This window comes from Actinoplanes sp. NPDC051537 (assembly GCF_055586105.1).
This window is the reverse complement of sequence record NZ_JBVJIU010000020.1, coordinates 62,219-84,794: the sequence shown is the minus strand read 5'-3', so window position 1 is coordinate 84,794 and position 22,576 is coordinate 62,219. Positions and strand designations below refer to the sequence as shown.

The window sequence follows — 22,576 nt, the reverse complement described above, 5'->3', positions numbered from 1 at the left end:
CGTTCGGCGGCGGATTTCTTGTCGGGGGGTGGGCCTAGACTTGCCCCCGCGATGCGAGCTTCCTCTGAACCCCAGCCCAGCCTGCCCTTCGCCATGCCCGCCGTGCGGGAGGGTGAGGCGCCGAAGAAACGACGGCTCGACCCGGAGTCGCTGCTCACGGGCCTGAACGGCCCCCAGCGCGACGCGGTGACCCACGCCGGTTCGCCGCTGCTGATCGTCGCGGGCGCGGGCTCGGGCAAGACGCGGGTGCTGACCCACCGCATCGCCTACCTGCTGGCCGAGCGCAACGTGCATCCCGGCCAGATCATCGCGATCACGTTCACCAACAAGGCCGCCGGCGAGATGAAGGAGCGGGTCGCCCACCTGGTCGGCAACCGCGCCCGGCTGATGTGGGTGTCGACGTTCCACTCGGCGTGCGTGCGCATCCTGCGGGCCGAGCACGATCACGCGGGCCTCAAGAGCACGTTCTCGATCTACGACGCCGACGACTCGCGCCGGCTCATGCAGTTGGTGATCCGCGAGCTCGACCTCGACCCGAAGCGCTACACGGCGCGCGGCCTCGCGGCCCAGGTGTCCAACCTGAAGAACGAGCTGGTCGAGCCCGACGACTTCAAGAACGACGCGAAGGGTCCGAACGAAAGAGCGCTCGCGGAGGCGTACGAGATGTATCAGCGCCGCCTGCGGGAGGCGCACGCCCTCGATTTCGACGACATCATCATGGCCACGGTGCACCTGTTCCAGTCGCACCCGCACGTCGCCGAGGCCTACCGCCGCCGGTTCCGGCACGTGCTCGTCGACGAATACCAGGACACCAACCACGCGCAGTACACGCTGGTCAGGGAACTGGTGGGTGCACCCGGTGGCGACCTGCCGCCCGGGGAGCTGTGCGTGGTGGGCGACGCCGACCAGTCGATCTACGCGTTCCGCGGCGCCACGATCCGCAACATCCTGGAGTTCGAGCGCGACTACCCCGACGCGCGCACGATCCTCCTCGAGCAGAACTATCGATCCACCCAGACGATCCTCTCCGCCGCCAACGCGGTGATCGAGCGAAACCCGTCGCGCAAGCCCAAGCGGCTCTGGAGCGACCAGGGCGCGGGCGAGCAGATTGTGGGCTACGTCGCCGACACCGAGCACGCCGAGGCCGACTGGGTGGCCCGCGAGATCGACCGGCTGCACGACCGGGAGGACATCCGCCCCGGCGACGTGGCCGTCTTCTACCGCACCAACGCCCAGTCCCGGGTGTTCGAGGAGGTGTTCATCCGGGTCGGCCTGCCCTACAAGGTGGTCGGCGGGGTGCGCTTCTACGAGCGCAAGGAGGTGCGCGACGCGCTGGGCTACCTGCGCGCGGTGGTCAACGACGACGACACGGTGAGCATCCGCCGCGTCCTCAACACCCCGAAACGCGGCATCGGCGAGCGGGCCGAGGCGTGCGTCGAGGCGCTGTCCGCACGCGACCGCATGTCGTTCGGCCAGGCGCTGCGCCACGCGAAGGACGCGCCCGGCATCGCCGCCCGCTCGGCCAACGCGATCGCCGATTTCGTGCAGATGCTCGACGACCTGCGCGAGATGGCCCGTACGGCGCCGCCGGAAGAGGTGCTCGAGGCGGTTCTCCAGCGGTCGGGCCTGCTCAGCGAGCTGGAGGAGAGCATCGACCCGCAGGACCAGGGCCGGGTGGAAAACCTTCAGGAGCTGGTGAGCGTCGCCCGGGAGTACACCGAGCGAGTCGAGGCCCAGGCCGAGGAGGGTGCGGAGCAAGCTGCCACGTTGGCCGGATTCCTCGAGCAGGTCGCGCTGGTGGCCGACGCCGACCAACTGCCCGACGACGATCCCGACCACCAGGGCGTGGTCACGCTGATGACGTTGCACACGGCCAAGGGCCTCGAGTTCCCGGTGGTGTTCCTGACCGGACTCGAGGACGGCGTCTTCCCGCACATGCGCGCGCTCGGCGACAACACCGAGCTCGAAGAGGAGCGCCGGCTGGCCTACGTCGGCATCACCCGCGCGCGCCAGCGGCTCTACCTCTCCCGGGCGGTCACGCGCGGCGCGTGGGGCCAGCCGCAGTACAACCCGCCGTCCCGCTTCACCGACGAGCTGCCGCCCGAGCTGATCCGCTGGGAGCGCACGGCCGGTTCGTACACCTCATGGTCGGGGACGGGCGGCGGCGTGGGTGGTCGCGGTGGGGGAGACCGCGCACGCGGCGGGGGCTTTTCCGGTGGTACGCCGAAAGCACAGCAGTTGGCGAGCCGGCTCGGCATCGATGCCAGCAAGCTCGCGACCGCCAGCGAGCTGCCCCAGACGCCGAAGGTCGCGGTCGGCGACCGGGTCAACCATCAGCGCTACGGGCTGGGCCGGGTGACGGCGGTCGAGGGCCAGGGCCCCGGGGCGCGGGCCCAGGTCGACTTCGGCGACCAGGTGATGTGGCTGATCCTGCGGCACGCCCCGATCGAGAAGATCTAGCAGCCCGGTATGTCGACGCCGTGCTCCCGCATCCAGCGGGTGGGCTCGATCGGGTTCTGGTAGAAGCCCTGGTGCACCTCGAAGTGCAGGTGCGGCCCGGTGGAATGCCCGGTCGAGCCTTCGTTGCCGATCTGCTCGCCGGCGGCGACGTGCTGCCCGACGGCCACGGTGATCACGGCGAGGTGCCCGTAGTGCGTGAGAAAGCCGTCGCCGTGGTCGATCAGAACGGCATTGCCGTAGCCCTCGGCCACCCCGGCCCGCACCACAACGCCGCCGCCGGCGGCCACGATGGGCGTCCCGTCGGGCGCGGCCAAGTCGACGCCTTCGTGCACGTGTCCCCAGCGGGGCCCGAAGCAGGAGGTGACGCGCGCGGCGGGGTTGGGGTTGACCCACGCGGCGGCGGTCGGGGGTTGGGCTTTCGGGCGCGCCTTTTGCTGAATGCCCGACGCCTTGATCGGCGCTCCCACCGGGGGCGCCCACTCATCGTCGGTGCCGCCCGCGCTGTCGCTCCTGGCCGCGCTGTTGCCGCCGGCCGCACCGCGGTTGCCCGCCGCGCCACTATCTCTGGCCGCGCCACTATCTCCGGCCGCGCCGCTGTTGCCCGCCGCGCCGCTATCTCTGGCCGCGCCGCCATCTCTGGCCGCGCCGCTGTTGCGGGCCGCGCCACTGTCTCCGGCCTCACCGTCGTTGCCGGCCGCGCTCCCGCTGGCCGCTCCTCCGCTGCCGGATTTATCCGTTATCTCGGGATTGGTCGCGATGCCGAGCTGCACGCCGGAGGTGACGAAGGCTGAGGCGGGCGGGGCGGTTGCGGCGTGCTTGGTGGTGGCGGCCGCTGTGGTGCCGCCGGCGATGCCGGTTATCAAGGCGGCGCCCATCGTCGCGGTCAGGGCCACGGTGCGGCGGCGCTCGCCGTGGGTCGGCAGGGCCGCAATCAGGCCGGCGCGTGGGGCGCGGTGCTGCGGGCGGCGGTGGTGACGATGACGGCCGGCGGGCTGGTGCGGCACGCGGCGATTCCCTCCGGCGAATGATCGGACCGACATATGTCTCGTCGGCGCGACCCGGAGGGCGGCTGAGCGTCAGGGAAGATGCACCCGAACTGCAACCGGTCGGGCGGGGTGGATCAGGAAGCGGCGGCGGCCATGCCCGCGTACACCGACTCGACCTGGAGCTTGATGTCCACGCCGCGGTCGCGGAGGAACGGGATGGGGTCGGTGGGCTGACCGCCGACGTGGATCTCGAGGTGCAGGTGGGTGCCGTAGGAGGCGCCCGTGTTGCCGACCTCGCCGATCGTCTGGCCGGCCTTGACCTGCTGCCCGACCTTTACCAGCACGCGCCGGGAGTGGGCGTAGATGACCTCGGTGCCGTCCGCGTTCTTGATGGTGATCGCGTTGCCGTAGCCGCCGTTGTAGCCGGCCTGGGTCACCACGCCCGAGTGCACCGCCTTGTAGGGCATCCCCTCGGGGGCGGCCAGGTCGATGCCGGCGTGCAGCTTGCCCCAGCGGACCCCGTAGGGCGACGTGAACGAGTACTCGTCCATCGGGAGCAGCCAGACGTCGGCCGACTCCTGGTCGGCGCTGACCTTGGTCTTGTTGACCGCGCCGCGGTCCTCGCCACGAGAAGCCTTGCTGTCGTCGGCGCGAGCCGCGAGAGCGTCGTCGGCGCCGTGCGCGGCCTGAAGGCCCTGCAACACGTCGGGGCTGACGGCCTTGTGGTCGGGGAAGCTGCTGCCGGCGCCGAGGGCCACGACTCCGGCGCCCAGGAAGGCGGCGGTGGTGACGACCGCATAACGGCTACGGGGAGGGGTGGGTACACGGCGTCGGCCGCGATACCGGTCGGGCTCAGACGACAAGCGCTGGCGCACGAACAACCCTCCGTCGATGGCAATACTTTCGGACTCGGCCGGGACCTCATATTTCCGAGGTACGCGGTGGTCGTCCGTGCTGTCGGATCGGCGTTAACCGGATGACAGCCGGGAGCCACGGTAACGAAACGGCTGCCGTGTCACAAGTCGAAGCGCCAATTCGCTGACAGTTCCGGGTCCGTTTTGCGGAGCTAATGTCCGAATTCGTTACCTTTCCCGGGTGCGTTCGTTGCGCACTCTCTGTGATTGGCACGGAAACGCAAAGTCAAGTCACTCTGAATACATTTCCGGTCACTCCAGGTGATCACAGTTACCGGGAGCCGACTACCCGCCCCGGGCGTGTCGGGTTACCGTTCGTTCAGGACAACGGGGTTCGCCGGACACGGAGGGTCGGTATGCAGGCACGCATCAGGGTGGTCGTGGCCAAGCCTGGGCTGGACGGGCACGACCGCGGCGCCAAGGTGGTGGCCCGCGCGCTGCGTGACGCGGGTATGGAGGTGGTGTACACCGGCCTGCACCAGACGCCGGAGCAGATCGTCGGTACGGCCATTCAGGAGGACGCCGACGCGATCGGTTTGTCCGTTCTGTCCGGTGCGCACATGACATTGTTTCGCCGCGTGATCGAGCTGCTGGCGGAGCGTGACGCAACCGACATCGTGGTATTCGGCGGCGGCATCATTCCGGCCGACGACATTGCCGAATTGGAGTCGCTCGGCGTTGCGAAAATTTTCACACCGGGGGCCACTACCGCATCCATCATCGAATGGGTACGCGCCAATGTGACGACGCCCGTGTCATGACCGGGTAAGAGGCAAGGGGAGAGGCCGGACGCACCCCTCACACGTCCGGCCTCTCTATGCACGATGCCCCGCCGCCACCCCTCGACCGACAGGGCATCGGCCGTTCCGCATCAGCTCGCCGTAGCGTTCCGACACCACTCTCAACGACGCCCTACGGGCCCGGTTACGCGCTGCCGTCCGACTTTTTCGACCACCCGTCCCGGCGCCCCCACCGAGTGGCGGGAGAGGCCCGGAGGCGCTCCGGGGTAAGCAGAGCCGGGCGTAGCCCGTGGGGCTGGTGGTGTGCCGTCTTGCACACCGCGCACCCGCCGCTACGGCGCGCTCCGAAAGGTCGCTAGTCTGCGGATGAAGGCCCCTCGGGCCGGACATTCTTCACGCCGGCGACGCCAGAAGCCGCCGCGCACACAGGTCGGGACGCAACGGTGCGGCTTGCCGGCGCTTGGCGTCGCGAGCGAAAGGAGACACGTGGACCTGTTCGAGTATCAGGGGCGTGACCTGTTCGAACGGCACGGGCTGCCCGTGCTGGGCGGCGGTGTCGCCGAGACCCCGCAGGAAGCCCGCGCGATCGCGGAGCGCCTGGGTGGCAAGGTCGTCGTCAAGGCGCAGGTGAAGGTCGGCGGTCGCGGCAAGGCCGGCGGCGTGAAGCTGGCCGACGGCGCCGACGAGGCCGAGGCCCGCGCCACCGACATTCTGGGCATGGACATCAAGGGCCACACGGTCCACAAGGTGATGCTGGCCGAGACGGCCGACATCAAGGAGGAGTACTACTTCTCCTACCTGCTCGACCGCGCCAACCGCACGTTCCTCTGCATCGCCAGCGTCGCCGGCGGCATGGAGATCGAGACGGTCGCCGAGGAGCAGCCCGATCGAGTAGCCAAGATCGCCATCGACGCCAGCAAGGGCGTGGACGAGGCCAAGGCCCGCGAGATCGTCGCCGCCGCTCAGTACCCGGCCGAGGTCGCCGAGCAGATCGTCGACATCGCGGTGAAGCTGTGGCAGGCCTTCGTGGCCGAGGACGCCACGCTGGTCGAGGTCAACCCGCTGGCCAAGGTCGGCGACGGCCGGGTGCTCCTGCTCGACGCCAAGATCACGCTGGACGAGAACGCGTCGTTCCGGCACCCCGACCACGAGGCGCTGGTCGACCAGTCGGCGGTGGACCCGCTGGAGCAGGCGGCCAAGGCCAAGAACCTCAACTACGTGAAGCTGGACGGCGAGGTCGGCATCATCGGCAACGGGGCCGGCCTGGTCATGTCCACGCTCGACGTGGTGGCCTACGCGGGCGAGCGGCACGGCGGCGTCAAGCCGGCCAACTTCCTCGACATCGGCGGCGGCGCGAGCGCCCAGGTCATGGCGAACGGTCTGGAGATCGTGCTCGGCGACCCGGCGGTCAAGTCGGTCTTCGTGAACGTCTTCGGCGGCATCACCGCCTGCGACGCGGTGGCGAACGGCATCATCCAGGCCCTCGCCCTGCTGACCGAGCGCGGCGAGAGCGTCACCAAGCCGCTGGTCGTACGCCTCGACGGCAACAACGCCGAGGAGGGTCGCGCCATCCTCGACGGCGCGAACAACCCGCTGGTCCAGCGGGTGGACACGATGGACGGAGCGGCCGAGCGCGCCGCCGAGCTCGCGGCTGCGGGGAAGTGACGTAATGGCTATCTGGCTCACCAAGGACTCCAAGGTCATCGTCCAGGGCATCACCGGCTCCGAGGGCTCCAAGCACACCAAGCGGATGCTCGCCGCGGGCACGAACGTGGTCGGCGGCGTGAACCCGCGCAAGGCCGGCACCACCGTCGACTTCGACGGCACCACGCTGCCGGTGTACGCGACTGTCGCCGAGGCCATGAAGGAGACCGGCGCCGACGTGTCGGTCATCTTCGTCCCGCCGGCGTTCACCAAGGCCGCGGTCGTCGAGGCCATCGAGGCCGAGATCCCGCTCGCCGTGGTGATCACCGAGGGCGTGCCGGTGCAGGACTCGGCCGCGTTCTGGGCGCTCAACCTCGACCGCGGGCAGAAGACCCGGATCATCGGCCCGAACTGCCCGGGCATCGCCTCGCCGGGCGCGTCGAACGCCGGCATCATCCCGGCCGACATCACGCCGGCCGGCCGCATCGGCCTGGTCAGCAAGAGCGGCACGCTGACCTACCAGATGATGTACGAGCTGCGCGACATCGGCTTCTCGACCTGTGTCGGCATCGGCGGCGACCCGATCATCGGCACCACCCACATCGACGCGCTCAAGGCGTTCCAGGACGACCCGGACACCGACGCGATCGTCATGATCGGTGAGATCGGTGGCGACGCCGAGGAGCGAGCGGCCGAGTTCATCAAGGCCAACGTGACCAAGCCGGTGGTCGGCTACATCGCCGGCTTCACCGCCCCGCCCGGCAAGACCATGGGCCACGCCGGCGCGATCATCTCCGGCTCGGCCGGCACCGCCGACGCCAAGCAGGCGGCGCTCGAGGCCGTGGGCGTCAAGGTCGGCAAGACGCCGAGCGAGACCGCGCGGCTCATGCGAGAGGTCATGAGCTGAGTTTGGCCAGGCTGTCAGCGACGCGCCGCCACGAGGGTCGGACCGACCCGAATGGCGGCGCGCCGTCGTATCTGCGTCGCCGCGAGCCCTCCCTCGTGGAAAAGTAGGCGGCGATGCCGACCCCACCCGACCGTCCCGACGGCTCGGACGACCCGTTCGCGGTCGCCGAGGCGGCCCTGGACGCCCGGGAGACGGTCCCGCTCGACCGCCCAACCCAGCCGGTGGAGCGACGAACCGAGCCGGTGGAGCGAAAGACCGAGGCCGTCCAGGTCGAGGACCGGCCGACGGTCATGGTCGACGACAAGGTCCTCGGCGAGCGCCCCACGGTCAAGGTCCCCGGCCAGCGCCGCCCGCCCCCGCGCGGCCGTCGCGCGCCGATGCCGATCGCGGTCACCTTCGCCACGCTCTGGGCGGCCGTCCTCTCGTACCTCCCGGTTGCCGCCGTCATCGGCCTCGCACGCACCCTCGAAGGCCAGGGTGGTCTCGGTGGCGCCGCACACGCGGGCCTGGCCGGCTGGCTGCTCGGCCACGGCGTGCCGATCGGCACCTCGATCGGCCCGCTCGGCCTGCCTCCGCTGCTGCTCACCTTCCTGGTCATCTGGCGGCTCAACCGGGCCGGACTCCATGTCACCCGCGCGATCGGCGCGCGGCGCTCCGGCCGTACGGGCGATGCCCTGCTCGTGGGTTTCGGGATAGCGCTCGTCTATTCGCTGCTCGGGTCGGTGGCCGCGCTCGCCGTCGACGGCAAGGGCACCGAGGTCACGCCGGCCCGGGCCGCGATCAACTTCTTCGTGCTGGGCCTGATCGGCGCGCTGGCCGGCTCGCTCCGCGGCACCGACGCGCTCAGCGCCCTGGCCCGCCGCACCCCGCGCGCGCTGCGGCACGGCCTGCGCACCGGCCTGATGGCCGCGCTGTTCATCCTGGCGGCCGGCGCCGCGATCACCGGGCTGTCGGTGGCGGTCGGCGGCGGACAGGCGGCGGACACCATCTCGGCCTATCGCACCGGCGTGGCCGGCCAGGCGGGCATCACCCTGCTGAGCCTCGCGTACGGGGCGAACGCCGCCGTCTGGGCGGCGGCCTACCTGCTCGGGCCCGGCTTCGCGCTCGGCACCGGCTCGGCGATCCGGCTCACCGAGGTGACCGCCGGTCCGCTGCCCACCCTGCCGCTGCTGGCCGGCCTGCCGAACGGCCCGATGGGCGCCGAGGGCGCGCTGCTGCTGGCGATCCCGGTGGTGGCCGGGCTCGCGGCCGGCTGGCTGATGACGCTGCGGGTCAACCGCGCGAGTGACGCCGACCCGCCCTGGCCGCTGGTGCTCGGCTCCGGGCTGCTCGCCGGCCCGGCCGCCGGCCTGGTGCTGGCGGTGCTGTGCCGGGCCTCCGGCGGCCCGCTCGGCGACGGCCGGCTCGCCACGATCGGCCCCGACCCGTGGCAGGTCGGCCTGATCGCGACGGTCGTGGTCGCCATCGCGGCCGCGATCGGCGCGTTCGCGGCCCGCACGTTCGGTCCGCGCCCCAAGTCCTGAGGGCTGAGCCCGAAATCGTGAGCGTGCGGCCGCGGCGATAGGGTTCGGGGGTGACCGACCCCGCGCCCGCCCGCCTGGTCGTCCTCGTCTCCGGATCGGGCAGCAACCTGCAGGCCCTTCTCGACGCCGCCGCCGACCCCGCCTACGGCGCTCAGGTCGTCGCCGTCGGCGCCGACCGGGCCGGCATCGCCGGCCTCGACCGCGCGGCCGCCGCCGGCGTGCCCACGTTCGTCGACTCGGTGAAGGCCTACGAGACGCGCGACGACTGGGACGCGGCCCTCGCCGCCCACGTCGCGGAGGCCAAGCCCGACCTGGTCGTCTCGGCCGGCTTCCTCAAGCTCGTCGGCCCGGCGTTCCTCGCCGCGTTCGGCGACCGCTACATCAACACCCACAACGCGCTGCTGCCGTCCTTCCCGGGCATCCACGGCCCGCGGGACGCGCTGGCGTACGGCGTGAAGGTCGCCGGCGCCACGCTCTTCTTCGTGGACGCCGGCGTCGACACCGGCCCGATCATCGCCCAGGTGGCCGTCCCCGTGCTCGACGACGACACGGAGGAGACGCTCACCGAGCGCATCAAGGTGGCCGAGCGCGCCCAGCTGGTCGACTACGTCGGCCGCCTGGTGCGCGAGGGCTGGACCATCGAGAACAGGAAGGTACGAATTCCGTGAGCTCCGACGAGGGTCGCAGGAAGATCAAGCGGGCCCTGCTCAGCGTGTACGACAAGACCGGCCTCGTCGAGCTCGCCCAGGCGCTGCACGGCGCCGAGGTCCAGATCGTCTCGACCGGCTCGACCGCGTCCACGATCGAGGCCGCCGGCGTGCCGGTGACCCGGGTCGAGGAGCTGACCGGCTTCCCCGAGTGCCTCGACGGCCGGGTCAAGACGCTGCACCCACGCGTGCACGCCGGCCTGCTCGCCGACCTGCGCCTCGACACCCACGCTTCGCAGCTCGCCGAGCTCGAGATCGAGCCGTTCGACCTGCTGGTCAGCAACCTCTACCCGTTCACCCGGACGGTGGCGTCGGGCGCGAGCGTCGACGAGTGCGTCGAGCAGATCGACATCGGCGGGCCGGCCATGGTGCGGGCGGCCGCCAAGAATCATCCCTCCGTCGCCGTGGTCACGACCGTCTCGGCGTACGGGCTGATCATGAATGCTCTTCAAGAGGGCGGCTTCACGCTCGCCCAGCGCAAGCACCTGGCGGCGAAGGCCTTCGCGGACATCGCGGAGTACGACGTGGCCGTCGCCAACTGGTGCGCGACCACCCTGGACCCGGCCGAGTGGCCGGAGTTCGCCGGGCTCGCGCTCAAGCGGGAGAGCACGCTGCGCTACGGGGAGAACCCGCACCAGCAGGCCGCGCTCTACGTGGACCCGAACGCGCCGGCCGGGCTCGCGCAGGCCGAGCTGGTGCACGGCGGCGAGCTCTCGTTCAACAACTACGTCGACGCGGACGCCGCCTGGCGCAGCGCGAACGACTTCAGCGAGCCGTGCGTGGCGATCATCAAGCACGCGAACCCCTGCGGCATCGCGGTCGGCGCCGACGTCGCCGAGGCGCACCGCAAGGCCAACGACTGCGACCCGGTGTCGGCGTTCGGCGGGGTCATCGCCGTCAACCGCGAGGTCACCGAGGCGATGGCCAAGCAGCTCGACGGCATCTTCACCGAGGTGATCGTCGCGCCGGCCTACGCCGAGGCCGCTCTCGAGATCTTCCGTGCCAAGAAGAAGCTGCGCGTGCTGGTCGCGCCGGCCTGGAACCCGGCGCCGGCCGAGGTCAAGCAGGTCGGTGGCGGCATGCTGGTGCAGATGGCCGACCGGATCGACGCGCCCGGCGACGACCCGGCCAACTGGGAGCTCGCGACCGGCACGGCCGCCACGGCCGAGGAACTGGCCGACCTGGCGTTCGCGTGGCGGGCGATCCGCAGCGTGAAGAGCAACGCGATCCTGCTGGCCCGGGACGGCGCGACGGTCGGCGTCGGGATGGGGCAGGTCAACCGGGTCGATGCGGCGAAGCTCGCGGTCGACCGGGCCGGCGCCGACCGGGTCAAGGGCAGCGTGGCGGCGTCCGACGCGTTCTTCCCGTTCCCGGACGGCCTCGAGGTGCTGATCGCGGCCGGCATCAAGGCGGTCGTGCAGCCGGGCGGCTCGATCCGCGACAACCTGGTGATCGAGGCGGCCGCGAAGGCCGGCGTGACCGTCTACCTGACCGGAACCCGGCACTTCTACCACGGCTGATGGACCTCATCCAGAACCAGACCTTCTCGGGCGCCGACTGGGCGCTCGAGGAGGTGGTCGGCGTCCGGTACGAGGATTGCGCGTTCCACGACGTCGACTGGTCGGAGGCCACGCTCACCGGCTGCGTCTTCAGCCACTGCACGTTCGGCAACGTCCGGTTCAACGCGGCCACGCTCGACCGGGTCGCGATCATCCAGTCGACGCTCGAGCGCTGCAACTTCTTCGACGCGACGCTGACCGGCTGCAAGCTGACCGGCGCCCAGTTCCTCGACTGCGGGCTGCGGCCGCTGACCGTCGACGGCGGTGACTGGGGTTTCGTGTCGCTGCGTGGGCAGAACCTGACCGCGGCCAAGCTCGGCGGCCTACGGTTGCGGGAGGCCGACCTGATGGGCGCCGACCTGACCCGGGCCGACCTGCGCAATGCCGACCTGTCGAACGCGCGGCTCAAGGACGCCGTGTTCAAGGGCGCCGACCTGCGCGGCGCCGACCTCGACGGGGTGGAGTTGCGCGGGGTCGACCTGACCGGCGCGAAGATCGACCTGGCGCAGGCGGGAGCCTTTGCGCGTGCATACGGTGCCATCGTTTCGGGGTGAGAGAGTGACTGCACGGATTCTGGACGGCAAGGCGGCCGCGGCGGCGGTCAAGGACGACCTGCGGGCGCGGGTGAAGGCGCTCGCCGAGCGGGGCGTCGTGCCCGGGCTCGGCACGGTCCTGGTCGGCGACGACCCGGGCTCCCGGGCGTACGTGGAGGGCAAGCACCGCGACTGCGCCGAGGTCGGGATCGCGTCGATCCGCCGTGACCTGCCGGCCGACGCCTCCCAGGAGCACGTCGAGGCGGTCGTGGCCGAGCTCAACCAGGACGACGCCTGCCACGGCTACATCGTCCAGTTGCCGCTGCCGAAGCACCTGGACACCGGCCGGATCCTCGAGCTGATCGACCCCGGCAAGGACGCCGACGGGCTGCACCCGGTCAACCTCGGGCGGCTCGTGCTCGGCTTCGACGGGCCGCTGCCCTGCACCCCGCGCGGCATCGTGCATCTGCTGCGGCTCAACGACGTACCGCTGAAGGGCGCCGAGGTCGCCGTGGTCGGCCGCGGCACCACCGTGGGCCGCCCGCTCGGCCTGCTGCTCACCCGCCGCACCGAGAACGCGACCGTGACCCTCTGCCACACCGGCACCCTCGACCTGGCCGCGCACACCCGCCGCGCCGACATCGTGGTGGCCGCCGTCGGCGTGCCCGGGCTGATCAAGGCCGACATGGTCAAGGCCGGCGCGACCGTCGTCGATGTCGGCATCACCCGGGTGGTGGGCGAGGACGGCAAGGGCCGCTACACCGGCGACGTCGATCCCGGCGTACGCGAGGTGGCCGGCGCCGTGGTCCCGGTGCCCGGCGGCATCGGCCCGATGACCCGGGCCATGTTGCTCACCAACGTGGTCGAGCGCGCGGAGTGGCTTAGCTCGCGTTAGGCCGACCGGCGGGAAATGCCCCGTTACACGACTGATACGGTCGGCGAAAAATCGTCACCACTGGGAGTGGAAGAGCTATGGGCAAGAAGGTAACCGTCGTAGGCGCCGGTTTCTACGGCTCCACGACCGCACAGCGTCTGGCCGAGTACGACATCTTCGACACCGTGGTGCTCACCGACATCATCGACGGCAAGCCGGCCGGTCTCGCGCTCGACATGAACCAGTCCCGGCCGATCGAGGGCTTCGAGACCAAGATCGTCGGCGCCACCACCGGCCCGAACGGCGAGGGCTACGAGGCCATCGAGGGCTCGGACGTCGTGGTCGTCACCGCCGGCCTGCCGCGCAAGCCGGGCATGAGCCGGATGGACCTGCTCGAGGTCAACGCCAAGATCGTCCGTCAGGTGGCGGAGAACATCGCGAAGTACGCGCCGAACGCCGTCGTCATCGTGGTCTCGAACCCGGTCGACGAGATGACCGCGCTGGCCCAGCTCGCCACCCAGTTCCCCAAGAACCGGGTCTTCGGCCAGGCCGGCGTGCTCGACACCGCGCGCTTCACCAACTCGATCGCCGAGACCCTCGCGGTGCCGGTGAAGAGCGTCAAGGCGCTCACGCTCGGCTCGCACGGCGACACCATGGTGCCGGTCCCGTCGCGCTGCACGGTCGACGGCAAGCCGCTGTCCGACCTGCTCCCGGCCGAGAAGATCGAGGAGCTCGTCGTGCGCACCCGCAACGGCGGCGCCGAGGTCGTGGCCCTGCTCAAGACCGGCTCGGCCTACTACGCCCCGTCGGCCGCCGCGGCCCGCATGGCGAAGGCGGTCATCGAGGACTCCGGCGAGACCCTGCCGGTGTGCGCCTGGGTCGACGGCGAGTACGGCATCTCCGGCGTCTACCTCGGCGTCGAGGCCAAGATCGGCCGTGAGGGCATCAAGCAGGTCGTCGAGGACAAGCTCACCGACTCCGAGATCGCCGGTCTCAAGGAGGCGGCCGAGGCCGTCCGCGCCAAGCAAGCGGACGTCGCGAACCTCTGAGCGATCTCTTCGGAAAAGGCCGGGCGCGTGCGCCCGGCCTTTTCTGTTTAAAGTGCCCCGATGAGTACGCAGTGGCTTCGCGACGTGGCCGCCGACCAGTGGGACGCGGTGCTGGCCGAGCGGGGTTTTCGCCGCGCCGGGGTCACCTACGGCCGGAAGATCGCCGACGGTCGCCAGCGCCTGCACCTCGACCTGATCCGCCAGGGCGGTGCGCGGCTGTCGTTGCGGGCGTCGGTCGCCTTCCCGGCCATGGCCCGAGAGGTGGCCGCGCTGACCGGGGCCCCGCTCCGCAAATCCGACATCGTCGACATGGGGCTGCTGGACACGCTGGCCGTCGATCCGCCGTGGCTCGCGTTCGGCTCGGCCGAGGAACTGGCCGGGCTGGAGGTTTCGCGATATCTGCTCGATCCGCTGGTGTCGTACCTGGATCGGCGCACCTCCGTGGCCGATCTGGTGGCGGCGCAGCGAGCGGAGATCCGCACGCAGCCGCACAACGGCTGGATCGGCCCGCTGCCGATGATCGTGGCGGCCGGCTTGCTGGTTCTCGACGACCCGGAGGAGGCGTTGCGGGTGGTCGAGACGGCCTATCCGATCGAGGTGCGGGACCGGGACGCGTACGCCGCCGGCATCGCCCGGATCGAGTCGCTGGCCGGGCGTTCCGCCGCGACCACCACCCGGGAGGCGCCCGCCTACACGTACCGGCTCAAGGTCCGCGCCGCGCTGTCGCTGGACCCGGTGGTCGACCCCGCTCCGGAGCAGCTCGCGCGGGTGGTGCACCGGCTCGACGAGGAGCGCTTCTTCGCCGTGCTGGAGCGGTCCGACGGTGTGTACGCCCAGGTCGGATACGGCCCGAAGGCGGGCGCGGCGGCCGGCGTCTACGCCCTCGAGCACCGGGACGCTTCCGGTCACGTGCGGGCCGAAACCACCGACCCGGACGAGGCAGTGCTCTTCCTCCAGAGCTTCCGGTCCGGCCAGGCGTGGCCGGCCGGGCACGCGTGGCAGGCCATCGACCTGTGATCGAGAACGTCAAGGTCATCGGCGGCGGCCGGGTCTTCGGCGACCTCGCGCTGAACAGATGCGAGATCCTGCGGTCGCACCTGCTCAACGTGGACGATCCCGGTTTCCCGATGGCGGTACGCGACGTGCGCGCCGTCCGCTGCACGGTGAAGCACGCGTCGGCCCAGCACATCCGCTTCGAGGACGTCGAGATCGAGCACCTGGCCACCGCCAACCTCTGGCTGTGGGGTTGCACGTTCCGCCACGTGACCCTGCGAGGCCGCATCGGCCCCATCTGCGAGCGCGACGTCAGCCCGATGGTCGCCGACGACCTGAAGCCGGTGATGCGCGCGGCCAAGGACGCCTACGACAGCAAGACCGACTGGGCCCTGGACATAACCGAGGCCGACTTCCAGGACGCCGAGTTCCTGGGCGTTCCCGGCCACCTGATCCGCCGAGATCCCGAGACGCAGTTCCTGATCCACCGCTCCCGGGCGCTGGCCGCCGACCGCAGCGAGTTCCCCGCCTACGCCGGGATAGCCCTCCAGCGAGTCTTGGACAGCCGGCTGGACAGCTTGGTGGCGATCGCCCCGAAGCGCAGCAAGCGTTTCGCCGAGCGCCTGTCCCACCTGCGCGAACTGCGCGACGCCGGCCTGGCCGAGTAACCCGCGCTGCCGGGCCGGGTGACGCCGCGCTGTGCCAGGCCGGGTGACGCCGCGCTGTGCCGGGCCGGGTGACGCCGCGCCGTGCCGGGCCGCGTTGGGCCGCGTCGGGCCGGGGGTGAGGCCGCGTCGGGCGGCGGTGTGGCCGCGTCGGGCGGCGGTGTGGCCGCGTCGGGTCGGGGGTGAGGCCGCGTCGGGCGGCGGTGTGCCGCGTCGGGCCGGGGGTGAGGCCGCGTCGGGCGGCGCCGGGCCGCGTGAGGCTGTGGCCGGCCGCGTGAGATCGCGCTGCATTGCGCCAGGTCAGGTCGCGCCTGCGCGAGGTCGCGCCGACCAGCATGGGGAGGCATCGCGCCGCTTCAGGCTGCGCCTGCGTTAGCCCGCGCCAGGTTGGCTCGCGCGGCGGGAGCAGCGGCGTGAGGCGGCGAGACGCGGCGGGAGCAGCGGCGTGACGCGGCGGGAGGCGGCGTGACGCGGCGGGAGGCGGCGTGACGCGGCGGGAGGCGGCGGGAGGCGGCGTGACGCGGCGGGAGCAGCGGCGTGAGGCGGCGTGAGGCGTGAGGCGGCGGTCAGGGAAGCTTGCGGAACGGCACCCCAAGGTGTGAGACGGCCAACGCAGAACCTCGATCGATCACCTCCCGGACCACTCGGCGGCGGGTGGCTCGGGCCCGCTCCGGATCCATGTCGCTGGCGTAGGCCAACTCCGGGTGCAGCAGCTGGATCATGTGGACGGCCAGGTCGCCGGCGATCAGGACGCTCTCGTCGCCCTCCTCGGCCAGGACCGACTGGTGGCCGGGCGTGTGGCCGGGGGTGGCCACGATGCGGACGCCGGGGGACAGGGGGTGGTCGCCGGCCAGCACCTGGAGGCGGCCCTGGGCCAGCAGCGGCTCGATCAGCAGGTCGAACTGGCCGGCCTGGTCGCGGTTGGCCCGATACGCATCCACGTCGGCCTGCTGCACCACCACGCGCGCCCGGGTGAACGGGGAATCGCGGGGCACGGCCCAGCCCATGTGATCGTTGTGCAGGTGGGTCAGGACGATCTCGGCGACGTCGGCGGGGTCGATGCCGGCCGCCGCCAGCTCGGCGGGCAGGTGGCCGGGGACGGGGGCCCAGTCGGACGCCAGCGAGCCGGCCGGGCCGATGCCGGCGTCGACCAGCGTGACCGGGCCGTCGCCGTGCCGGATCGCGTAGCTCCGGAACCGCAGCCACCACTCGCCCTCGGCGGTCACGGCGGCCGGGTCGGCCGCGTCGGCCGCTGCCCACTGCTCCGCCGTGGCCTCGGGGAACGCCTCGGCCCGCGGGAGGAAGAACGGGCCCGCGGCATCCTCCAGCGCGGTGATCGTCAGCTGGCCGATCGTGTGTGTCAGCGGCATGGAGGGGATTGTGCCGCGTCGGGGAGAGATCCCGCGTGCCCGTTTGCGAACCTGTGGATAACTCCAGGTCGGGGGCGGTAGACGATCTTCACACCGCGGGCAGTACGCTCGTACTGCTAAGAATGGTTTTCGGGAGAGGAGCGCCGGCCGATGGCGAAAATCAAGGTCACAAACCCGGTCGTGGAGCTCGACGGCGACGAGATGACCCGGATCATCTGGAAGCAGATCCGGGAGCAGCTGATCCTGCCCTACCTCGATGTCCCCCTCGAGTACTACGACCTGTCGATCCAGCACCGCGACGAGACCGACGACCAGGTGACGATCGACGCGGCCAACGCCATCAAGCGGCACGGCGTCGGCGTCAAGTGCGCCACGATCACGCCGGACGAGGCACGCGTCGAGGAGTTCGGCCTCAAGAAGATGTGGCGCTCCCCGAACGGGACGATCCGCAACATCCTCGGCGGCGTCGTCTTCCGCGAGCCGATCATCATGTCGAACGTGCCGCGGCTCGTGCCGGGCTGGACCAAGCCGATCATCATCGGCCGTCACGCCCACGGCGACCAGTACAAGGCGACCGACTTCGTGGCCCCCAAGGCCGGCAAGTTCACGATGACCTTCACGCCGGAGGACGGCTCGGAGCCGATCGAGTTCCACGTGGCCGACTTCCCGGCCGGCGGCATCGGCATGGGCATGTACAACTTCGACGAGTCGATCCGCGACTTCGCGCGGGCCTCGTTCCGGTACGGCCTGGCTCGCAACTACCCGGTGTACCTCTCCACCAAGAACACGATTCTCAAGGCGTACGACGGCCGCTTCAAAGATTTGTTCGCCGAGATCTTCGAGTCCGAGTTCGCCGCCGACTTCGCAGAAGCGGGCCTCACCTACGAGCACCGGCTCATCGACGACATGGTCGCGGCCGCGCTCAAGTGGGAGGGCGGCTACGTCTGGGCCTGCAAGAACTACGACGGTGACGTGCAGTCGGACACCGTGGCCCAGGGCTTCGGCTCGCTCGGCCTGATGACGAGCGTGCTGATGACGCCGGACGGCAAGACCGTCGAGGCCGAGGCCGCGCACGGCACGGTCACCCGGCACTACCGGCAGTGGCAGAAGGGCGAGAAGACCTCGACCAACCCGATCGCCTCGATCTTCGCGTGGACCGGTGGCCTCAAGCACCGCGGCCTGCTCGACGACAACGCGGCGGTCAGCGAGTTCGCCCAGACGCTCGAGAAGGTATGCGTCGAGACCGTCGAGGCCGGCCAGATGACCAAGGACCTCGCGCTGCTGATCTCGCGCGACGCCCCGTGGCTGACCACCGACGAGTTCATGAACGCGCTGGACGAGAACCTGGCCCGCAAGCTGGCCTAAAAGGTGGGAAGTACGTCGTTGCGGTCGCCGTAGGGCGGCCGCAACGATTGCTTCATGGCCCACCACGTGCAGATCCTGCTGTTCGACGGGGTGCAGAGCCTCGACGTGACCGGCCCGCTCGAGGTGTTCACCCTCGCCGGCGGCTACCGGGTGACCACGGCCAGCGTCGGTGGCAAGACCGTTCGCACGTCGAGCGGCCTGCGAATAACGCCAGATGGCGATTTGTCAGAAAAATCGGACACGCTGGTCGTGCCGGGCGGCGAGGGCACCCGCGAGCCGCAGCCGGAGATCATCGGGTGGCTCCGCGGCAACCGGAGCCGGCGGATCATGTCGGTCTGCACCGGCGCGTTCCTGCTGGCCGACGCCGGCCTCCTCGACGACCGCAAGGCCACCACTCACTGGCAATACTGCGATTCCCTGCGCGCCCGCCACCCCAAGATCAACATCGACCCCGAACCGATTTTCGTACGGGACGGACGCGTCTCCACCTCGGCCGGCGTCACCACCGGCATCGACCTCGCGCTCGCCCTCGTCGAGGAGGACCGCGGCCGCGACGTCGCCCTCGCGATCGCCCGCGGGCTGGTCATGTTCCTGCGCCGGCCGGGCGGGCAGAGCCAGTTCAGCGCCCAGCTCGCCGGCCAGGTCGCCGACCGCGAGCCGTTGCGCGAGGTGCAGCGCCTGATCGCCGACCATCCCGAGGCCGACCTCTCGGTTCCCACGCTCGCGGCCGCCGCCAACCTGTCGCCGCGGCAGTTCACCCGGGCCTTCACCGCGGAGATCGGTCTGCCGCCCGGCCGCTACGTCGATCGCGTACGCCTGGAGACCGCCAGGCGCCTCCTGGAGGACACCGCCGCCGGGGTGGCCGAGGTGTCCCGCCGGGCCGGCTACGGCACTCCCGAGGCCATGCGCCGGGCCTTCCTGCAAGCCCTCGGCGTGTCACCGGCCGAGTACCGCCGCCGTTTCTAGAGGGAGCCGAACCATGCAGATCAACATTCTCCTGTACGACCGGATGACCGCCCTCGACGCGATCGGCCCCTACGAGGTGCTCAGCCGCTTCCCCGGCGCCGAGGTGCTGTTCGTCGGGGAGCGGGCCGGCCCGGTCCGCGCCGACACCGGCCACCTCTCGCTCGTCGCCGACGCCACCCTCGACGAGGCCCCGCCCGCCGACATCGTGCTGGTGCCCGGCGGCTACGCGCCGCCCCTGACGCCCGGCCCGATCCACGAGTGGCTGCGGGCCGCCGACGCCACCTCGACGTGGACCACGTCGGTCTGCGTGGGCTCGCTGGTGCTGGGCGTGGCCGGGCTCCTCGAGGGCCGCCGGGCCACGTCGCACTGGATCGCCCTCGACCGGCTGCCCGGCTACGGCGCCGAGCCCGTCGCCGAGCGCGTGGTCTTCGACGGCAAGTACGTCACCGCCGCCGGCGTCTCCGCGGGCATCGACATGGCCCTCTCGCTGCTGGCCCGGATGACCGCCCCCGAGGCCGCGATGGCCGTCCAGCTGGGCATCGAGTACGACCCGCAGCCCCCGTTCGGGGCGGGTTCCCCGGCGACGGCCCCGGCCGAGATCGTGGCCTACCTGCGCGCGAACCGCGACACGATCGTGCAGCTCCCCACTATGTCGTAAAACGCAGGTTTATTTCCGTAACCAGTGGGTACAGGGTTCGTTTTTCACTGCGAAACGGATGACGGTCGCCGACGCCGAGAGTTCGCCCGCCGTTGCACGGCCGCCTTGTCCCGGGCGCCGGCACGGTTCTCTCGGGGATTGACGCGACCAGTCCCTTCCCCTGCGGGGGGCCTTGTCCCGGGCCCCCCGCCCCTAATTTCGGGGTTACTGGCCGACGCGGCCGTCGATGCGCTCGCGCAGGAAGTCGGCGTGGCCGTTGTGCCGGGCGTACTCCTCGATCATGTGGATCAGCACCTCGCGCAGGGGGTTGCCGCCCTCGCCCACGTAGCCGAGGTCACCGATCGAGTCGACGTAGTCCTCGGCGAACGCGATCTCGGTCTTCCAGGCCGCGAAGGCCTCCGAGACCACCGCCGGGTCGGCCACCGCGCCGTCGAAGTCCTCGTCCCGGTTGTCGTTCTCGCGGTAGCGCCGCGGGCCGGGGAAGCCGGCCATGTTCATCCGGAACCAGCCCTGCTCGACGCCGGCCATGTGCCGCACGAGGCCGAGCAGCGACATCTTCGACGGCTCGACCGAGCGGGCGGCCAGCTGCGCGGGCGTCAGGCCGTCGCACTTCAGCTCGAGCGTCAGACGCTGGTCACGGAGGTACCCGACCAGCGTCTCCCGCTCGCCGACAAAGCCGCCGTCGGCGCGCGGATCCTCGTGCGGCGCGACGAACATGTTCTCCCAGGCGAATCCCATAACTCCGACCTTCAAGCAAGGGAACGGAGAACGCAACGTGATCTCAGACCGAGCGCAGGGTTTCCGCCGCTTTCTCCGGGACCACGTCGTTCACGAAGGCGCCCATCGCGGACTCCGAGCCGGCCAGGTACTTCAGCTTGTCGGCGGCCCGGCGGATGCTGAACAGCTGCAGGTGCAGGTAGCCCAGCTCGCGGCCCTCGCCGACGACCGCCTGGTGCCAGCCCGAGATGTACGGCATCGGCTTGCCGAACAGGCCGTCGAACCGGCGCAGCACGTCGAGGTAGAGCGGCCCGAACGCATCCCGCTCCTCATCCGACAAAGCCGGAATGTCGGGAACTTTCCGGTGCGGCGCGAGCTGCACCTCGTACGGCCAGCGGGAGGCTGCCGGCACGTACGCCGTCCAATGCTCGTTGGATGCGACCACCCGGACCCCCGCCGCCCGCTCGGCCGCCAGCGTGTCCGTGTAGAGGTCGCGGCCGGTGCGCTTCAAGTACCGCGCCGCCGCCCGCAGCATCTGCTGGGTGCGCGGCGGCACCGTCGGGTACGCGTAGATCTGCCCGTGCGGGTGATGCAGGGTCACGCCGATCTCGACGCCCCGGTTCTCGAACGGGAAGACCTGGGCCACGCCGGTGATCGTGGACATCTCCGCCGTGCGGTCGGCCAGCGCGTCCACCACCGTGCGCACCCGGGCCGGCGACAGCGCCCCGAACGAGGTGTTGTGGTCGCTGGTGAAGCAGACGACCTCGCAGCGGCCGATGCCGGGCCGGACCGGGACCATGTCGGTGAGCGACGTGATCTCGTCCTGCTTGATCCGGTCGCTGAACGACGGGAACTGGTTCTCGAACACCACCACGTCGTAGTCGGGCGCCGGGATCTCGCTGGCGAACGACGGCGTCGACGGGCACAGCGGGCACGCGTCGCTGGGCGGCAGGAACGTGCGGGTCTGCCGGTGCGCGGCCACCGCCACCCACTCGTCGACCAGCGGGTCGTAGCGCAGCTGGGAGGCCGGCGGGGGCGGCGGCAGGTGCCGGGTGTCGGCGTACTCCGCGCGGTGGGTGTGCGGCTCCTCGTTGAAGTAGATCAGCTCGCGGCCGTCGGACAGGCGAATAGCCGTGCGGCTCTTGAACGTCACGGACCGCTCACCACCACGAGCTCGGGCAGGGTCTCCTCCAGCAGGATGCGCGCTTGCGGGTCGATTCCCGCGTCGGTGATCAGCACGTCGGCGCGCTCGAGCTTGACGATCGACGAGATGCCGACCGTGCCCCACTTGGTGTGGTCGGCGAGCACCACGAGCTTCTCGGCCGAGGCGACCAGGGCGCGGTTGACGTCGGCCTCGGCCAGGTTGGGCGTCGTGTAGCCGGCGCGCTCGCTCATCCCGTGCACGCCCAGGAAGAGCATGTCGAGGTGGAGCGAACCGATCGCGGCGATCGCCACCGAGCCGACCAGAGCATCGGAGGGCGTACGCGTCCCGCCGGTCAGAATCACCGTCTGGTCCGGTCGCCCGGCCCGGTAGAACACGTCCGCGACCGGGATCGAGTTGGTCACCACGGTCAGGTCGGGCACGTCGACCAGTCGCTGGGCCAGCCCGGCCGTGGTGGTGCCGGCCGAGAGCGCGATCGCGTCGCCGGGAGAGACCAGCGCGGCGGCGCGCATGGCGATGGCGGCCTTCTCGTCACGCTGGCGGACGGACTTGGCGGCGAAGCCGGGCTCGTGGGCCGAGCCTGGGGAGACGGTGGTCGCGCCGCCGTGTACCTTCGCCAGGAGGCCGCGATCGGCCAGCGACTCGAGGTCGCGGCGGATCGTCATGTCGGAGACGCCGTACTCGGAAGCCAGCTCGCTGACCCGGACGCCGCCGGCGGCCCGGACCCGGTCGAGGATGGCGGCCTGGCGCTGTTGGGCTAGCACTCAAGCATCCGCACTATTTC

General features: G+C 71.0%; 21 protein-coding genes. 15 read left to right on the top strand and 6 right to left on the bottom strand.

Annotated elements, in window-relative coordinates:
- Positions 1 to 93: 93 nt before the first annotated feature.
- The gene (pcrA, locus tag ACZ6TB_RS38860) at positions 94 to 2,460 is read left to right on the top strand and encodes a DNA helicase PcrA (RefSeq protein ID WP_465563834.1); all 2,367 of its coding nucleotides are present in this window, start codon (positions 94 to 96) and stop codon (positions 2,458 to 2,460) included.
- Here pcrA and ACZ6TB_RS38855 read toward each other — a convergent pair.
- Both ACZ6TB_RS38855 and ACZ6TB_RS38850 read right to left on the bottom strand, forming a co-directional pair.
- Entirely contained in the window at positions 2,457 to 3,464 is a 1,008-nt protein-coding gene (locus ACZ6TB_RS38855) for a M23 family metallopeptidase (protein WP_465563588.1), read from the bottom strand. The genes pcrA and ACZ6TB_RS38855 overlap by 4 nt on opposite strands.
- Before the next feature lie 116 nt (positions 3,465 to 3,580).
- Positions 3,581 to 4,321: a M23 family metallopeptidase gene (locus ACZ6TB_RS38850; protein ID WP_465563586.1), complete on the bottom strand. Its 741-nt coding sequence runs from the start codon at positions 4,319 to 4,321 to the stop codon at positions 3,581 to 3,583.
- Positions 4,322 to 4,716: 395 nt separating this feature from the next.
- Between ACZ6TB_RS38850 and ACZ6TB_RS38845 the strand changes: the two genes are divergently transcribed.
- The 11 genes from ACZ6TB_RS38845 (at position 4,717) to ACZ6TB_RS38795 (ending at position 15,557) form a co-directional block, all read left to right on the top strand.
- Positions 4,717 to 5,121 carry a cobalamin B12-binding domain-containing protein gene (locus ACZ6TB_RS38845; protein ID WP_465563584.1) on the top strand — a complete coding sequence of 135 codons (405 nt, stop codon included), beginning with the start codon at positions 4,717 to 4,719 and terminating at the stop codon, positions 5,119 to 5,121.
- A gap of 465 nt (positions 5,122 to 5,586) precedes the next feature.
- Positions 5,587 to 6,765: an ADP-forming succinate--CoA ligase subunit beta gene (gene sucC, locus ACZ6TB_RS38840; RefSeq protein WP_465563582.1), complete on the top strand. Its 1,179-nt coding sequence runs from the start codon at positions 5,587 to 5,589 to the stop codon at positions 6,763 to 6,765.
- Positions 6,766 to 6,769: 4 nt separating this feature from the next.
- Complete coding sequence (gene sucD / locus ACZ6TB_RS38835) at positions 6,770 to 7,651, top strand: succinate--CoA ligase subunit alpha (RefSeq protein ID WP_465563580.1); 882 nt, start codon at positions 6,770 to 6,772, stop codon at positions 7,649 to 7,651.
- 113 nt (positions 7,652 to 7,764) lie between these two features.
- Positions 7,765 to 9,174, top strand: coding sequence for a cell division protein PerM (locus ACZ6TB_RS38830; protein ID WP_465563577.1), 1,410 nt, complete (start codon positions 7,765 to 7,767; stop codon positions 9,172 to 9,174).
- 50 nt (positions 9,175 to 9,224) lie between these two features.
- A complete protein-coding gene (purN, locus tag ACZ6TB_RS38825; RefSeq protein WP_465563575.1) occupies positions 9,225 to 9,842 on the top strand; it encodes a phosphoribosylglycinamide formyltransferase in 618 nt (205 codons plus the stop codon).
- Entirely contained in the window at positions 9,839 to 11,401 is a 1,563-nt protein-coding gene (purH, locus tag ACZ6TB_RS38820; protein WP_465563573.1) for a bifunctional phosphoribosylaminoimidazolecarboxamide formyltransferase/IMP cyclohydrolase, read from the top strand. The genes purN and purH overlap by 4 nt, the downstream gene beginning before the upstream one ends.
- Complete coding sequence (locus ACZ6TB_RS38815) at positions 11,401 to 11,994, top strand: pentapeptide repeat-containing protein (RefSeq protein WP_465563570.1); 594 nt, start codon at positions 11,401 to 11,403, stop codon at positions 11,992 to 11,994. Before purH ends, ACZ6TB_RS38815 begins: the two co-directional genes overlap by 1 nt.
- A gap of 4 nt (positions 11,995 to 11,998) precedes the next feature.
- The gene (locus ACZ6TB_RS38810) at positions 11,999 to 12,868 is read left to right on the top strand and encodes a bifunctional methylenetetrahydrofolate dehydrogenase/methenyltetrahydrofolate cyclohydrolase (RefSeq protein WP_465563567.1); all 870 of its coding nucleotides are present in this window, start codon (positions 11,999 to 12,001) and stop codon (positions 12,866 to 12,868) included.
- Between the two features lie 77 nt (positions 12,869 to 12,945).
- Positions 12,946 to 13,896: a malate dehydrogenase gene (mdh, locus tag ACZ6TB_RS38805; protein WP_465563564.1), complete on the top strand. Its 951-nt coding sequence runs from the start codon at positions 12,946 to 12,948 to the stop codon at positions 13,894 to 13,896.
- 60 nt (positions 13,897 to 13,956) lie between these two features.
- On the top strand, positions 13,957 to 14,913 hold the full coding sequence (locus ACZ6TB_RS38800; RefSeq protein WP_465563562.1) for a hypothetical protein: 957 nt from the start codon (positions 13,957 to 13,959) through the stop codon (positions 14,911 to 14,913).
- Positions 14,910 to 15,557, top strand: coding sequence for a hypothetical protein (locus ACZ6TB_RS38795; RefSeq protein ID WP_465563559.1), 648 nt, complete (start codon positions 14,910 to 14,912; stop codon positions 15,555 to 15,557). Before ACZ6TB_RS38800 ends, ACZ6TB_RS38795 begins: the two co-directional genes overlap by 4 nt.
- 563 nt (positions 15,558 to 16,120) lie before the next feature.
- Here ACZ6TB_RS38795 and ACZ6TB_RS38790 read toward each other — a convergent pair.
- Positions 16,121 to 16,924: an MBL fold metallo-hydrolase gene (locus ACZ6TB_RS38790; protein WP_465563557.1), complete on the bottom strand. Its 804-nt coding sequence runs from the start codon at positions 16,922 to 16,924 to the stop codon at positions 16,121 to 16,123.
- A 150-nt stretch (positions 16,925 to 17,074) separates the two neighbouring features.
- On the opposite strand from ACZ6TB_RS38790, the gene ACZ6TB_RS38785 reads away from it, so the two are divergent.
- Genes ACZ6TB_RS38785 through ACZ6TB_RS38775 form a run of 3 tightly spaced genes read left to right on the top strand, consistent with a single transcriptional unit; the run spans position 17,075 to position 19,913 of the window.
- On the top strand, positions 17,075 to 18,289 hold the full coding sequence (locus ACZ6TB_RS38785; RefSeq protein WP_465563554.1) for an NADP-dependent isocitrate dehydrogenase: 1,215 nt from the start codon (positions 17,075 to 17,077) through the stop codon (positions 18,287 to 18,289).
- Positions 18,290 to 18,343: 54 nt separating this feature from the next.
- Entirely contained in the window at positions 18,344 to 19,255 is a 912-nt protein-coding gene (locus ACZ6TB_RS38780) for a GlxA family transcriptional regulator (RefSeq protein ID WP_465563551.1), read from the top strand.
- 13 nt (positions 19,256 to 19,268) lie between these two features.
- Entirely contained in the window at positions 19,269 to 19,913 is a 645-nt protein-coding gene (locus ACZ6TB_RS38775) for a DJ-1/PfpI family protein (RefSeq protein WP_465563548.1), read from the top strand.
- A gap of 204 nt (positions 19,914 to 20,117) precedes the next feature.
- Here the strand turns inward: ACZ6TB_RS38775 and ACZ6TB_RS38770 are convergent, their stop codons facing one another.
- The 3 genes from ACZ6TB_RS38770 to ACZ6TB_RS38760 are packed head-to-tail and all read right to left on the bottom strand — an operon-like array spanning position 20,118 to position 22,556.
- On the bottom strand, positions 20,118 to 20,651 hold the full coding sequence (locus tag ACZ6TB_RS38770; RefSeq protein WP_465563545.1) for a DinB family protein: 534 nt from the start codon (positions 20,649 to 20,651) through the stop codon (positions 20,118 to 20,120).
- A gap of 43 nt (positions 20,652 to 20,694) precedes the next feature.
- Positions 20,695 to 21,783 carry a galactose-1-phosphate uridylyltransferase gene (galT, locus tag ACZ6TB_RS38765; protein ID WP_465563542.1) on the bottom strand — a complete coding sequence of 363 codons (1,089 nt, stop codon included), beginning with the start codon at positions 21,781 to 21,783 and terminating at the stop codon, positions 20,695 to 20,697.
- A complete protein-coding gene (locus ACZ6TB_RS38760; protein ID WP_465563539.1) occupies positions 21,780 to 22,556 on the bottom strand; it encodes a DeoR/GlpR family DNA-binding transcription regulator in 777 nt (258 codons plus the stop codon). The genes galT and ACZ6TB_RS38760 overlap by 4 nt, the downstream gene beginning before the upstream one ends.
- Positions 22,557 to 22,576 lie beyond the last annotated feature (20 nt).